This window comes from Acetobacterium paludosum, from assembly GCF_008086595.1.
Classification (GTDB): domain Bacteria; phylum Bacillota; class Clostridia; order Eubacteriales; family Eubacteriaceae; genus Acetobacterium; species Acetobacterium paludosum.
In genome coordinates this window covers 41,720-55,580 of sequence record NZ_RXYA01000003.1, presented here as the reverse complement: position 1 = coordinate 55,580, position 13,861 = coordinate 41,720, and the positions used below count along the sequence as shown (strand labels likewise).

General features: G+C 39.1%; 12 protein-coding genes. 9 read left to right on the top strand and 3 right to left on the bottom strand.

The annotated features are described in order from the left end of the window. Positions 1–4 precede the first annotated feature (4 nt). A complete protein-coding gene (locus FZC41_RS03860) occupies positions 5–493 on the top strand; it encodes a SixA phosphatase family protein (protein ID WP_148566083.1) in 489 nt (162 codons plus the stop codon). Positions 494–582: 89 nt separating this feature from the next. Here FZC41_RS03860 and eutL read toward each other — a convergent pair whose 3' ends face one another. Next, positions 583–1,227: an ethanolamine utilization microcompartment protein EutL gene (gene eutL, locus FZC41_RS03855; protein WP_148566082.1), complete on the bottom strand. Its 645-nt coding sequence runs from the start codon at positions 1,225–1,227 to the stop codon at positions 583–585. 513 nt (positions 1,228–1,740) lie between these two features. On the opposite strand from eutL, the gene FZC41_RS03850 reads away from it, so the two are divergent. The 6 genes from FZC41_RS03850 to FZC41_RS03825 all read left to right on the top strand — a co-directional run bounded on the left by FZC41_RS03850 (position 1,741) and on the right by FZC41_RS03825 (position 8,839). Further along, the gene (locus FZC41_RS03850) at positions 1,741–3,765 is read left to right on the top strand and encodes a sodium-translocating pyrophosphatase (protein ID WP_148566081.1); all 2,025 of its coding nucleotides are present in this window, start codon (positions 1,741–1,743) and stop codon (positions 3,763–3,765) included. A 269-nt stretch (positions 3,766–4,034) separates the two neighbouring features. Further along, positions 4,035–4,256 carry a sulfurtransferase TusA family protein gene (locus FZC41_RS03845; RefSeq protein WP_148566080.1) on the top strand — a complete coding sequence of 74 codons (222 nt, stop codon included), beginning with the start codon at positions 4,035–4,037 and terminating at the stop codon, positions 4,254–4,256. A gap of 17 nt (positions 4,257–4,273) precedes the next feature. Beyond that, positions 4,274–4,693, top strand: coding sequence for a DsrE/DsrF/DrsH-like family protein (locus FZC41_RS03840; protein WP_148566079.1), 420 nt, complete (start codon positions 4,274–4,276; stop codon positions 4,691–4,693). Positions 4,694–4,705: 12 nt separating this feature from the next. Next, on the top strand, positions 4,706–5,875 hold the full coding sequence (locus tag FZC41_RS03835; protein WP_148566078.1) for a cysteine desulfurase family protein: 1,170 nt from the start codon (positions 4,706–4,708) through the stop codon (positions 5,873–5,875). Between the two features lie 12 nt (positions 5,876–5,887). After that, positions 5,888–6,523, top strand: a complete 636-nt coding sequence (locus tag FZC41_RS03830) for an iron-sulfur cluster assembly scaffold protein (protein WP_148566077.1) — start codon at positions 5,888–5,890, stop codon at positions 6,521–6,523. Between the two features lie 1,308 nt (positions 6,524–7,831). Beyond that, the gene (locus FZC41_RS03825) at positions 7,832–8,839 is read left to right on the top strand and encodes a chitobiase/beta-hexosaminidase C-terminal domain-containing protein (protein WP_170253836.1); all 1,008 of its coding nucleotides are present in this window, start codon (positions 7,832–7,834) and stop codon (positions 8,837–8,839) included. A gap of 137 nt (positions 8,840–8,976) precedes the next feature. Here FZC41_RS03825 and FZC41_RS03820 read toward each other — a convergent pair whose 3' ends face one another. After that, positions 8,977–10,875, bottom strand: coding sequence for an APC family permease (locus tag FZC41_RS03820; protein WP_148566075.1), 1,899 nt, complete (start codon positions 10,873–10,875; stop codon positions 8,977–8,979). A 500-nt stretch (positions 10,876–11,375) separates the two neighbouring features. After that, positions 11,376–11,825 carry a hypothetical protein gene (locus FZC41_RS03815; protein ID WP_148566074.1) on the bottom strand — a complete coding sequence of 150 codons (450 nt, stop codon included), beginning with the start codon at positions 11,823–11,825 and terminating at the stop codon, positions 11,376–11,378. A 326-nt stretch (positions 11,826–12,151) separates the two neighbouring features. On the opposite strand from FZC41_RS03815, the gene FZC41_RS03810 reads away from it, so the two are divergent. Further along, complete coding sequence (locus FZC41_RS03810) at positions 12,152–12,715, top strand: hypothetical protein (RefSeq protein ID WP_148566073.1); 564 nt, start codon at positions 12,152–12,154, stop codon at positions 12,713–12,715. 80 nt (positions 12,716–12,795) lie between these two features. Further along, entirely contained in the window at positions 12,796–13,842 is a 1,047-nt protein-coding gene (locus tag FZC41_RS03805) for an inorganic phosphate transporter (RefSeq protein ID WP_148566072.1), read from the top strand. Positions 13,843–13,861 lie beyond the last annotated feature (19 nt).

Genomic DNA, 13,861 nt, shown 5'->3' with positions numbered 1-13,861 from the left:
ATGAATGAACTTATTACTTGTAAGACATGGAAAAGCGCAGAAAAGAGGAAGTGTTATACTTGATTATGATCGGAAGCTTCTGCCGAAGGGAATAAAAAGATTAAAGAAAGATATGCCTTATCTTTCCGAATATCTTAAAGGAAGAGCAAATGTGGTCATGTGGTCCAGCGGTGTCGTGCGGGCCATGGAAACTGCGGAGATGATTAAACAGTTTTGCAAAATCGACAGAATAGAGGGCTATGATTTTATCGAAAATGGTGATTTTGATGAGCTGGCGTATAGCCTAAAACAAATGGATGAAAACAGCACCATCATAATCGTGGGGCATGAACCTTATCTGTCACGATGGTGCAATAAAATTTGCAAGGAAGACGTGCGTTTTAAAAAAGGCACCGCAGTTTTAATAAAAATTCTCTCAAAAAAGAAAACAACCGGCAAATTACTATGGGTTGCTGAGCCGGGAGGATATAAAAAAATTTGCAAGCATATTTAAAGAGGGGCATCTGAGTGATGTTGAAATTTTCGGCCAATTATTTAACTGTTTTTGGTGGGTAGCGTTAAATAATTGGCCATAACCTATAATCAATAATCCACTGGCTCTTCAACACAGTCAATAATGGCGCTTTTAAAAGCTTCACAGGCCGTTTTACAATTGGCCTGAGTACCGGTTAAAATAACACCGCTCAGGTTCGAGTTCGTCGGCGGTCCGAAAAATTTGACGACTTCAACATCGGCAACTGTTAGAGCTTCATCGATTCCGACGATCCCTTCAAGAGCCGGCGCAAATAAAAAGGCGATGGAGGAGCCGATTGGCAGATCGTAGGTTTTAGAAAAATATCTTCCAATTTTAGGAACCAGCTGAGCATAAATGAGATTACTGTCGTCCTCATTAACGCTATAGATACTGGCTTTATTTTTGGCAAAGTCATGGATGTATCGCAATCCGCTTTCTACATCAGAAATAGTCGGTCCGGTAATGACGCCAAAAACCTGGCCATCATTAAGCCCGGCTCCGGCGCCATAAAGGGTTTTGATATAAACAACATCAACATTGGCAGATTTAGTGGCTTCATCGGCAGCGCAATAGCCAACGCCATCATATTGGGTGGTAAAGATGCCGATATCGATACATCCTTCGGGTAATTCAAATTCCTCCAACATGATATCTTCAACATCGGTTAACAGTTTGCTATAGACAATATTACATTCTACGCGATCTCCAGTCATGGCAAGCATCTCCTTTTCTGAATTTTTTAGAAATTAGATTCATTCTTGGGCTAATGATAGCATCTTATTGAGCTTTCGTAAATAAAAAAGAACCATCATAAGGGGTAATTATTCTGGGTCACAATGAGGTGCTGATATTAATGTCCTGTCAAACAACTCTTTCATAATTTTTCTGTTTTTCGCTCATGTTCTGTGTTTATATACTAGCACGATAAACGTTATAATTACCTTTAAATTTTAGCCGACTATTAATTAAATGATAAAAATCTAAGATTTTGTTGAGTTGCAATGAAGTATGAACAGCAAACCTTGAGTGGAAAAAAAGTAAAACGTTTTCATCTGTATTCAAAGAAATTTCACACTGGAAAAGCACAATCAGAATCGGTAAGGTACGTAATTTTATGCAATTCGGAGGCATGAAAATTAGTTTTTTTCGGTTATTCTATTGACATATCTTGGTGGTAATTATAGAATTAAAGGCGCGAGTCTAATAAACTAAGAAGGAGAAAAAAAATGACAATTTTCATTGTAACAGTGGCAATAATCGCTTTATTATTTGCACTGTATCTTTCAACATCAGTTCTCAAAGAGAGTATGGGAAATGACAAAATGAAAGAAATATCCGTAGCTATTCAAGAAGGGGCCATGGCATTTTTAAATCGTGAGTATAAGACGATGTTGCCAATAGCAATTGTAATTATTGTACTTCTTATACTATTTACTGAGTTTGGAATTGCTTCAGCAATCGCATTTGCGATCGGGGCAGTATTCTCAGCTCTAGCAGGTTATATGGGCATGTATATTGCTACAAGAGCAAATGCCAGAACCACGAATGCTGCACAATCAAGCCTAAAAAAAGCATTAGTAATCGCTTTTAAAGGTGGTTCAGTAATGGGAATGGGCGTTGTAGGCCTTGGATTACTGGGTGTTTCCTTATTGTATATCTTCGTTGCAAAGGGAAATCCGGATATGATACCAGCAATTGACAGTTTTGCATTTGGGGCTTCATTGATTGCTCTTTTTGCCCGTATTGGCGGCGGAATTTTCACCAAGGCAGCTGATGTTGGAGCTGATTTAGTTGGTAAAGTTGAAGCCGGAATTCCAGAAGACGATCCGAGAAATCCAGCCGTTATTGCAGATAATGTTGGCGATAATGTTGGGGATGTAGCCGGAATGGGCGCCGATTTATTTGAATCTTTTGCGGCAACATCAATCGCTGCAATGCTATTAGGTTCAACATTATTAGGTTCAACTGGTGTCATGCTTCCCATGATGTTAGGTGCTTGCGGTATCGTTGCTTCGATTATCGGAACCCTTTTTATTTATACAGGTAATGAAAGCAATCCCCAAGCCTGTCTGAACAGAAGTCTGTATTCATCATTTTTATTATCATCGATTGCAGCATTTTTATTAACGAAATACATGTTACCGGATCATAACCTTGCTTTCTATATTGCTATTCAGGTAGGTTTGATTGCCAATATTGTAATTGGAAAAATAACCGAGTATTTCACATCATCAGACTTTAGTCCAGTTAAAAAAATTGCCGAGTCTTCAAATACTGGTGCCGCCACTAATGTAATTTATGGTTTCTCAGTAGGGCTTGAAAGTACAGGCATGCCGATCCTTGTCATTATAGCAGTTGTAGCAGTTGCTTATTTTGTACCAGGTGGCGGAGAGTATGGGTTCTATGGCATCGCATTAGCCGCCATGGGTATGTTATCGATGGCAGGAACCATTGTTGCTATTGATGCTTACGGTCCAATTGCTGACAATGCCGGCGGGATTGCTGAAATGGCAGGTCTCGATCCTAAAGTTCGTAAAGTTACCGATCAACTTGATTCTGTTGGAAACACAACCGCAGCGATTGCAAAAGGATTCGCGATCGGGTCTGCTGCAATTACAGCGATTGCTCTTTTTTCTGCATTTGCACAAAGAGCAGAACTCAAAACGCTGGATGTACTCAATCCAGTCGTCATGGTCGGACTTTTGTTTGGCGCAATGATTCCATTCCTTTTCTGTGCATATTCAATGAGAGCTGTCAGTACCGCCGCATTTGACATGATCAAAGAAGTAAGAAGACAATTCCGTGAAATACCGGGACTTCTTGAAGGCAAAGCAAAGGCTGATTCAAAGAAATGTATCGATATTTCGACAAAAGCAGCGATTCGACAAATGATTTTACCGGGTTTACTTGCTCCAGTGAGTATCTTTGTTGTTGGTTTTGGAATAGCGATTTTCAGTCCTGAAAATGCCCTTCTCGCTATTGGCGGAATGCTTGTCGGCGGAACTGCAAGTGGTGTCCTGCTTGCCTTGACAATGGCTAATGCCGGCGGAGCCTGGGATAATGCCAAGAAATATATTGAAGGTGGCGCACAAGGCGGGAAAGGCTCAGAAGCTCATGTAGCAGCCGTTGTTGGGGATACAATCGGAGATCCTTTCAAAGATACATCCGGTCCTTCACTAAATGCAGTAATTAAAGTTATGGGAACCTTATCACTAATCATTGCTCCTATTATTGCAGGTATGATCCACTAAATTTCCACGTACTCACGCAAAAAAAACGAAAGAATGAAATAATATAAAAAAAGTTAAGTATCGACTTGTAAAAAATTTTTAAAGCCGACACATCGAGTGGAATTTTCAACACTTGATGTGCCGGTTTTATTTTTTGAGTAATATAAAATATTTAAAAGTAAATTCCCCCAAATAGGGTATATAAATAAAAATAGCAAGATTGGTTATGGTATTATTGTTGGTTGGAAATTTGCAATTATTTAGTTCGAAAATTTTTAGGAGGGATTATTATGGCGGAAATACATGTGGACGTGAGAGGCGAAACCTGTCCGGTTCCATTGGTCGAAATGAGAAAAGCGGTCAAAAAAGCTCAACCTGGTGATGTCATTGAGATTATTGGAAATAATGCTGCATCGAAAAAAGAGATTCCGATGGCAGCTGATGCGCTGACTTTGAAAGTGGAGAGCATTGATGAAACGGATGGGATCTGGAAAATAAGGATTCTAAAATAAAAAGGAGGGGTTATCCTGTGGCAGAAAAAACGACCATTATTGTTCAGAGCGGAGATATGGACAAACTCTACAGCGCACTCATTGTGTCCAATGGATCGTTGGCGATGGGCATGGAAGTGTCGTTATATTTCACTTTCTGGGGGCTTTTGCGTCTGCAAAAAGGCGGATTGAATAAAGGGCCGTTATCCAAAATGAACTTTGGGGGATTGGGAAAAAAGATGATGTTGGGACGCATGAAAAAAAACAATGTTGCTTCGTTGGAAAGACTCATGTCTGACTTCAAAGAATTAGGCGGAAAAGTGATTGCATGTGAAATGACTATGGATATTATGGGGCTTACGAGAGCGGATCTTCAGGAAGAATATATCGATGAGTACGGCGCGGTTGGAACCTATGTACAAGAGGCCAGGAATTCAGCAATCACATTGTTCATATAAAGGAGAAGAAAAATGGAAAAAGTATATTATATGGATAATGCTGCGGCAACAAGGCTTGATGAAGCAGTTCTGGAAGCAATGAGACCATTCTTTTTTGAAACCTATTCGGTGGCCACTTCAGAATTTGGATATTCGCTTGGAATTGAAGCCCGAGATGCCATGGAGGATGCGCGAGGAAGGCTGGCTACCTGTCTGGGGGCAGATCATGATGAATTCATCTTTACTTCAGGAAGTGCCGAATCCAGCAATTTAGCCATTAAAGGGGTTGCAAAGGCTTTGGGCGAAAAAAAAGGAAAACACATTATCGTTTCGAAGATTGAAGATTTTCCCGTTTTATACAGTGCCAGAACACTGGAAAAACAGGGCTTCAAGGTGGATTATCTCAATGTCGACGAATTCGGCTTTGTCGATATGGAAGCCCTTGAAAAACTGATGACAGAAGAAACCATTCTTGTTTCCATCCAGCATGGAAATCAGGAAATAGGGACTGTCCAGGATCTTGAAAAAATAGGGGCATTGTGCCGGGGAAAGGGCGTTCTTTTCCACACCGATGCCACCCATTCCTTTACTAGGATGCCTTTGGATGTAAGAAAAGTTCCGGTGGATCTGGTTACGGTGTCGGCACATACGATTCACGGTCCGAAAGGAATCGGAGGGCTTTATATTCGAAAGGGAACAGCCATTTCAAAAATAATGGATGGCGGGTTTCAGGAATTCGATTTGCGGGGCGGTATGGACAATATTCCCGGGGCAGTGGGATTTGCCAAAGCCGCGGAGCTGGTGACGGTCGAAGAAAACCGGCGTCTTCGGGAAATGAGAGATAAGATCATTCAATTGGTTTTCGACCAAATACCGGATGTGATATTAAATGGGCATCCCAGCCAACGGACTCCACAAAATGCTAATATCACCTTTCACTACGTGGAGGGGGAATCCATTACCCTGCACCTTGACATGCATGGAATTGCAGTGAGTACCGGTTCAGCTTGCTTTAGCCGATCACTTGAGGCCAGCCATGTGATTGCCGGAATCGGAGGCGATCATGAAAGAGCTCATGGCTCCATCAGACTGACGTTAGGGCGGTTCAATACAATGGATGAGGCAGTCTTTGTGGTGGAGACACTAAATAAAGTTGTGGAAAATTTGCGGAAAATCAGCCCTTTGGGTAAAGAAAAAGAATAGGAGGAATAAAAAATGCCTAGTCCTTACAATGATATTGTTCTGGAACATTTTAAAAATCCAAGAAATACCGGAAGCATAGAAAATCCTGATGGCAAAGCCACGGAAGGAAGCCCTGCCTGCGGAGATATGGTTTCCTTGTACCTCAATGTAGACCCTGAGACAAAAATCATTACGGATATCAAATTTGAATCCTATGGATGCGCTTCAAATATCGCAACTGGTTCAATTATCACGGAGCTTGCCAAGGGAAAAACAATTGATGAAGCGAAGAAAATCACATGGAAGGAAGCCTCGGAAGCTTTAGGCGGTCTTCCTAAAATCAAGGCCCACTGTTCGGTTCTGGCGGTGGAAGTTCTCCGGTCAGCAATTCTTAATTATGAAGAAAAACATGGACTGATCACCAGCAAGGAACCCACCACGGAGGAAATTGTCCGAAAACGCCTTAAGAAGGTCATGAATCCCATTAAAGGTCTGGATATGGTGGCGACGCATCTGGTTAAGGAAATTGAAATAAAGGACGGGGTCGTCCGGATCCTTATTGATTTGCCGGAAAATCATCAGTTTGCCAATTCCATCAAGGAAGATGCGATTGAAAAAATTGAATCCCTTTGGGACGTTGACAAAGCGATCGTTGAGTTTACTGATTGATAAAAAATCGGATAAATAAAGAGAATGAAATCTATCGAAGGGATCATTTGCAGCTGTCATTACGCTAAAGTGAGGAAGAAGTATATAAATCATTAAAAATGGCTGCTTAAAGCTGATTTAAGAAGAATAAAAAAATATACAAACGTTTTCAAAAAAACTGTTTACTTTTTGGAAAAAGGTGCTATAATTGGAATCAATCAAAAGATCAACTCAATCCTTTTCTAATTGAATGATCTCGATCATTGAAAAGTAAACAAGACTTAGCGAAGGATAAAATTTTATAGTGGCTGATGGTCAGGAATAAGAAAGCTGATCATTACCTGAAAAAATCGGGGAGCCAATTAAATTTTATTAATCATTTACTCTTTATATGTTGCATACTGGCAAAAGTATAGTATGACGAATAGCATATTAAGTACTGGAAGAAAATTTAAGATCGGTATTAGTAGTATGGAAATTAGCCATCTCAGTTTTATCAAAGGAGATGCCCATAATGAAAAATAATGGATCAAGGATGAATAATCTCCAGGAAAGAGAGATCATCAACAAAAGGAGGGAAAGATGATTTAAATAAATGAATCCATCTGAAATTGAAAAGCTAGAAGAAGTCCAATGGTTTGATAAAAGAGATTAATTTGAAGAATGAAGAATATGATCAAAAGAACTTAATTTTCAGTTAGAAAAAAGCTGGAAAAACCCATATCAAGATGATAAGTTCTAAGATTAAAAAAAGTTCTATCAAATGATTTCAGAATAAATTCTGAAGGGGTAGGAAAAAATTCTAATTTTGAAGAGTAGGGTAATCTCCAGAAGTTAAGTGAAAAGTTTACATTAGAAAAGTGAAAAAGAAGATATTTGATAAAAACGAAAGGGGTGAGTCCAAAAGGATGACAATCGAGTTTTTGAGCTGAAGCCGGTTCTGCAGATGAAAATGTGGAATCGGCTTTAGCATTTTTTGCGTTGGTCAAATCAGAAAGTTAAGATATTTATAAAGGTAGAAACATAAGATAGAAAATCCGAAACGGTGGGGGTTTCCTATTTTTTTTTTGTTTAGAATCAATGGTTTTAACGTGTGAATGAACACCATATGGAATTCGTAAAATTTGTTTAGTATAGGGTGATTTCAGCAATGAAAATCAATTAGAAAACCAGAAGTTTGAAATTTGTTATATAGGGTAATAAAAAATATAAATAAAGGAAAAACTTCATTATTTAAGATCATAAAGCAAATAGAGCAAGACTTGGTTATTTGTTTAAATATTCTATATAAAATGCAATAATCCAGTAAACTGAAAGGTGATGATACCCATGAATAAACTTAATTTCTGCCCGAAATGCGGAACAAAATTGGATCCTTCAGAACGATTTTGTGGGGAATGCGGTTATGATGTAGAAAAGCATGATCATTCTGATTATACGAACCAGGAGCAGTTTAATCCGGCAGAATCATCAGGTAATCCTGATGCTACTCAAAATGCCAAAACGGAATTTAAACAAGCTTCTCAAACACAAAATAAAACACCAGGAAAATCCCAGAAGACGATGATTATTATTTTGTCAGTTGTTTTGGGAGTGTTTATTTTAATTGGAGGATTTTCATTTTGGTGGTTTAGTCAAGGCAATGCGTTGTTTAATAGAATAATTTCATCTGGCATGATTGGTACTTCAGAGAATAGAGAAAGTCTGGTAACGCTGAATTTACCATCCTATTCATTAAATGAAGGAAGCTATTCATCAGAACAAAAAGTAACCATAAACAAACCGGACGGAGAAGAGATTCAGGTTTATTTTACCATCGATGGTTCTGATCCTTCTGAAAAATCCAGCAAGTATGAAAATCCCGTTACTTTACAAAGCAATACCACATTAAAAAGTATTGCTATTGATAAGAATGGAAATAAAAGCGGAATAAAAACAGCCACTTATAATATAACTATTCAGGGACCGGCAACAAGTGAAAAAAAATTGGAGTCAACTACTAATACAGCGGCATCTCAAGCGAGTGAATGGGATAAGTTTGGAGAATATATCACGGGGACATGGAAGGTGACAACGGGAGGAAGGGATTATTATTTTCAATTTAAAAATGGAATAATGAAATTGGCTGATGCACCAGAAGGTACTACAGCTGCCGGTGAATATAACCAGTATTACTACACCTATGATATTATACCAGGAAATGGAGGAACAGTCGGCACGATATATGCAGAGAGCATAACGTTGGCAATTGACTGCAATCCTTTAGGAGATAATGCTATCTATATCGATGGCTATTTTGCCACTTATTCAACAAGCTCATTTCCGTATAATGACTAATAGAAAATCGCACGAATAAAAGATGCAAAGAGCCTTTGTAAGATTGATAAGGGGGAATATTTTACCCGCGAAAGGCTCTTTTGTTTTGCTGCTAGGTATTGACGCAACAGAGTGTACAGGGCACTTGTAAACTTTGGTTAACCTTCAATGTCAACGTTATTTTTATCCTCGACAATGGTATTAAGTGAGTAATGATAAGGCACGAGGATTGTTGTCACATTTTTGAAATGGCTGAGGTTCTGTTCCAGGAAGGCCGTTGTCTGATTGTGTAAAACGGCATCGTACCAGTGGTTGGCGACATATTTAATCATAATAACCGTCAGATTCTCACCATGACCAAGATCCTTAGCTTTTTTATAAACATAGGATTTAAGCGTATGGGTGATATCGCGGTATGGATTTTCAATTATTTCGAGTTTCAGTGGGATCTGCAGTTCCGTCCATTGTGCACGTAATTGTTTAGCATGTTCTGGGTAGCGGCAGATATGGAGCACCGTAATGTCGTCAGAAATAGTGTTGGCATAATTGAGGGCTTTTAAAGTTGCTTTATTGATGGACTGCAGCAATACAATACAGGGTGTTCCCTTCCCCCCGGATGGTCGCGGGTAATAGGGTGCAAATTCTTTTAGTTCCACCTGCTTTTGGACTTCGGCATAGTGATTCCGGATATAAATCATGACCAGGATAATAATCGGCATGGCAATGGCCAACATCCAGGCACCTTCGAGAAATTTCGAATAAAAGATGACAATCGATCCAACCCCGGTTACAATTGCTCCAAATATGTTGATGAGGGATTTGTATTTCCACCCTTTATCTTTTTCACGAAGCCATTTTCGAAACATACCGTATTGCGACAATGTGAATGAAATAAAAACACCGACAGAATAGAGCGGGATTAAGTTGTGTGGATTGCTATCAAAGACGATAACCAGGAAAATGGCAATGATCATAATAAATACAATCCCATTGGAAAAGCTCAGTTTAGCGCCGCGTTGGGAGAACTGCTTTGGTACATAGCGATCATGTGCCAATAGATAAAGTAAAAGAGGCAGGCCATTGTAGGCAGTATTGGCGGCCAGAAGCAGGATTAATGATGTTGTTATTTGGATTAGATAGTAAAAAAAGTTTCGCCCGAAAATCGCCTGGGCTATCTGGGCAACCACGGTTGTTCCGGATATGTGAACAACTTGCAGGCTCACGGCAAGAACGGTGGTGCCGCCGAAGATCAACACGATAATACCGGCCAGCAGATACAGGACATGGCGGGCATTATACTGTGATGGATCTCGGAAGGATGGTACCGCATTGCTGACCGCCTCGACACCGGTTAATGCCGAGCACCCGGATGAAAATGCCCGCAAAACGACGACAACCAGAAGGCCCTGGAATGCTTCAGTTGGTAAAACACTGGCCAACTGGTCGGCTGAGTAGGTGATCGGTGCAAGCGTTCCGGAAAACAAACGGAAAAGACCGATGGCAATCATAATGCCCATCGAGAAAATAAAAGCATAGGTTGGAATACCGAAGATTTTGGATGATTCCCGTATCCCTCTGAGATTGACAATTGTGACCAGAACAATACAGGCGACTGAAATGAGGACCGCGTAACGAGCGAGACTTGGTATTGCAGCCACAATCGCCATGGTTGATGCTGAAATACTGACAGCAACCGTTAGAATGTAGTCCACAATTAAGGCCGCCGCCGAAATCAAAGCCGGCATCTCCCCGAGATTTTCCTTTGAAACAATATAGGCGCCACCGCCACTGGGGTAATGGGCAATAATTTGCGAATAAGAAAAACACAGAATCAGCAGTAAAAGAATGATGGCGGCAACAACCCCGGGAACATAGCCAAAAGCGGCAAAACCAAGTAATGGAACCAGAACGAGTAATATTTCTTCAACGGCATAGGCGACGGATGAAACAGCATCGCTGGCCAGAATTGGCAAACCCCAGAGTTGAGACAATCGTTCATGTTTGATTTCATCTGTGCGTAATGATTTCCCGAGTAAAACATTTTTGACTTTAGACAAAACAAATCACCTGATTTCCATAAAATTTTGAGAAGTGAATAACAAGCGTTATAATAGATTTTATTGTTTGATCGTTTTTTTAAATATACCCAAATAATCACTGCAGTATCGATGCTTTTCAAAAAATAATAACAGAAACTAAAAGAAGATCTCGTTATTGTTTGCAAACAATAACGAGATCCTCTTTTAGTTTCTGAAGTATAAATAATTTCTTGCTTCTTTTATGGGGGATATTCATCGAGTAATCAACTGACTAAACCCAGATTAACGTCAGCTTCTTTCGCGATGAGTGTATTTGGCGTATTTTCAAAGCCATTTTCTAAATAGAGCCTTTTAGCGGTATTAAAATTCTATCTTTTGTTTTTATAGTAAGATTATCTTAATTAACAATATACCATAAAAATCTAAAAAGAGTTTATGCTAAAAATCTAAATTGGAAGACTTAAAACCATCCGTTGTCCTATTTTTTTTAGATGAAAGCATTAAGATGTGGCTGAGTTTTACTTAATGTCTTCTTTTGTTTCCTCGTTGACAGTTATGCTTTCTTCAGCAGTAGTATCTGAAACAATCGCTTCTTCTACTTCTTCTATTTCGGTAACATTTAATTCAGGAACAATGATATTGAGTTCATCATTTGTGCTCTGCAATTTGCAACTTGCTAATTTTTGGTTGATTAAACCCATACAGAATAAAATCATTGCAACTCCGCCGTAAAGTGCAATTGCTTCAAATACAGCAGGTAGTAATTGTGAAGGCATTAATGAAGCCGTAACCGTGCTTGCATCATAACCCTGAGCGACATACTGACTAACAGTATCGTTATAAAGCTTAACATTGTTGATTAACAATGCAATACCCAATAGGGCGACAATTGCACCACCAATAAAAAGGACAATTGATAAAGTGGATTTTTTGTTTTTGATAAGAGCTGTTTTTTCCTCGGTTTTCATGATAGATATTCTCCATTCCTGCCTCTTGGGCAAATGATTGATAAAAATTGATTAGGAATAAACGTTGGCGCCGTCAACTTCTATAGTTTAGCATTTTAAACCTGAAAATCACCTTAACATTAAGGCTTTTTAAGAAATTTTGACGGATAAAGGTTTTATTTAGTCTCAAAGTGCTTAAAAAATGAATGCTTTTTGCTTCTGCGAGGACAGAAGTGTTATAAATGATTTGAAGATTAATGGATAGAGCGGGTCAACTTGTTTGATTTGTGTTAAAATGGGTAATTAACAACAGATTAATTGAATATAAAAAATGGGAGGATTAGTTTATGAAAAATTTCAAGTTGCTTTCATTGTTATCGGTTATTCTATTGTTTGGTGTGGTCTTATTAGGGTGCAGCAGTGTTAGTAGTTTGAGTAAACAGGGAACTATTTCAAAAGAAACTGTTTTTGATTTTTATAATAAAGTACAACTTGATCAGACAAAAGACCAAGTGGATATTGAATTAGGAATTGTACCGACAGAAAGCACACAATTAAAAAATGTATTCAATTATAGTAATGAAGATACCGGTTATGGTGTGAGTATTTTATTAAATGAAAGTGGATTGGTAATAAGTAAAACATTAATTTATCCAACCAGTAAAGATATTGCATTTTTAACCGCTAAGGCCGTTACTCAGGAACAGGCAGATAAAATAACGGATGGTATGAGTTATAATGAAGTGAAAAGTTTACTGGGATCAGAAGGAACAGAAATTAATGGAACGCAGATTCCTTTTGAAGATAACAAAGTTAGCTATATCCGGGTGTGGGTTAATGATGATGAATCGATGATTCAGGTTGTTTTTGGTACTGAAGGAACAGTCAATAATGTTATGTTTTATGAGTAGCAATTTTAGGTTTGCAAAGTGTTCGGGCTTACAGTAGTCACTCTTGAGCTCGGACGCTTTTATTTTTGAGGAGTTGGAAAATGGTAGCTGTCAGTGCAACAATTATTTTAATTTTAGTCATTTTAGTAGGTCTTGTTTTTGCCTTAACCAATGGACTGCATGATGCCAGCTCAGTGGTGGCAACTTTTATTAATTGCAGCGCAGCGAGTCCAAAACAAGCAGTTGCAGTGGCATCTTCTTTTGGCTTACTTGGTGCGATCCTTGGGGGAAATCTGGTTGCCGATACCATTTCTGAATTGACGGATTTACCAACAGATACATCATTATTAACGATATTATTCGCAGCTGTTTTGGGAGCAACTTTATGGAATTTAATTACATGGAGATTGGGCTTGCCTTCAAGTTCTACGCATGCTTTAATTGGTGGAATTATAGGCGCGGTTGTTGTTTCTTCGGGGTATCAGCATATAGCCTGGGGCTGGACAGAATTAATTGGCAGTGATCATCAAATTACGGGAATCGTTAAAATAGTGATCGCTTTGTTTTTATCGCCTTTTATCGGATTTGCCATTGCCTTTTGCCTTGAAAAGATTGCGAGATTACTCTTAAGAAACTCTAAATTTCATATCAACGAGGGTATTAATCGTCTGCAATGGGTGATCGTGGCAGGACTTTCGTTTAGCCATGGTTCAAATGATACCCAAAAGATAATGGGAATATTAACTTTGGCCTTGGCCGCATGGGGAGGCACCGCAATACAAGCAGCGCCGTTATGGGTACGGGTATGTGGTGGAATCGTTATGTTTATGGGTACAATGTTGGGTGGCTGGAGCATTATGAGAACCTTAGGCAGAGGAATATTTGATATTAAACCCATCCATAGTCTTAATTCACAGTTAGCTTCATTAGGCTCTATTTTTGGTGCAAGTTTAATAGGGGCTCCGGTTTCAACAACACATGTTGTGGTCGGGAGCATTATGGGAGTGGGTGCTGCGGATGAATACAGAATGGTTCATTGGGAGATTGTAAAAGAGATTGGTATTGCCTGGTGTATTACAATTCCATTATCGGCGTTAGTTTCCGGCTTGATTTACACAATTACAACAAGTATAGTTACAGTAATTTAGGAAAGAAGAGAAATGAAAA

Bases quoted from the DNA above. Each gene is read 5' to 3' on its own strand.
- FZC41_RS03860 (WP_148566083.1), top strand. From the start codon at position 5: ATGAACTTATTACTTGTAAGACATGGAAAAGCGCAGAAAAGAGGAAGT.
- eutL (WP_148566082.1), bottom strand. From the start codon at position 1,227: ATGACTGGAGATCGCGTAGAATGTAATATTGTCTATAGCAAACTGTTA.
- FZC41_RS03850 (WP_148566081.1), top strand. From the start codon at position 1,741: ATGACAATTTTCATTGTAACAGTGGCAATAATCGCTTTATTATTTGCA.
- FZC41_RS03845 (WP_148566080.1), top strand. From the start codon at position 4,035: ATGGCGGAAATACATGTGGACGTGAGAGGCGAAACCTGTCCGGTTCCA.
- FZC41_RS03835 (WP_148566078.1), top strand. From the start codon at position 4,706: ATGGAAAAAGTATATTATATGGATAATGCTGCGGCAACAAGGCTTGAT.
- FZC41_RS03830 (WP_148566077.1), top strand. From the start codon at position 5,888: ATGCCTAGTCCTTACAATGATATTGTTCTGGAACATTTTAAAAATCCA.
- FZC41_RS03825 (WP_170253836.1), top strand. From the start codon at position 7,832: ATGAATAAACTTAATTTCTGCCCGAAATGCGGAACAAAATTGGATCCT.
- FZC41_RS03815 (WP_148566074.1), bottom strand. From the start codon at position 11,825: ATGAAAACCGAGGAAAAAACAGCTCTTATCAAAAACAAAAAATCCACT.
- FZC41_RS03810 (WP_148566073.1), top strand. From the start codon at position 12,152: ATGAAAAATTTCAAGTTGCTTTCATTGTTATCGGTTATTCTATTGTTT.
- FZC41_RS03805 (WP_148566072.1), top strand. From the start codon at position 12,796: ATGGTAGCTGTCAGTGCAACAATTATTTTAATTTTAGTCATTTTAGTA.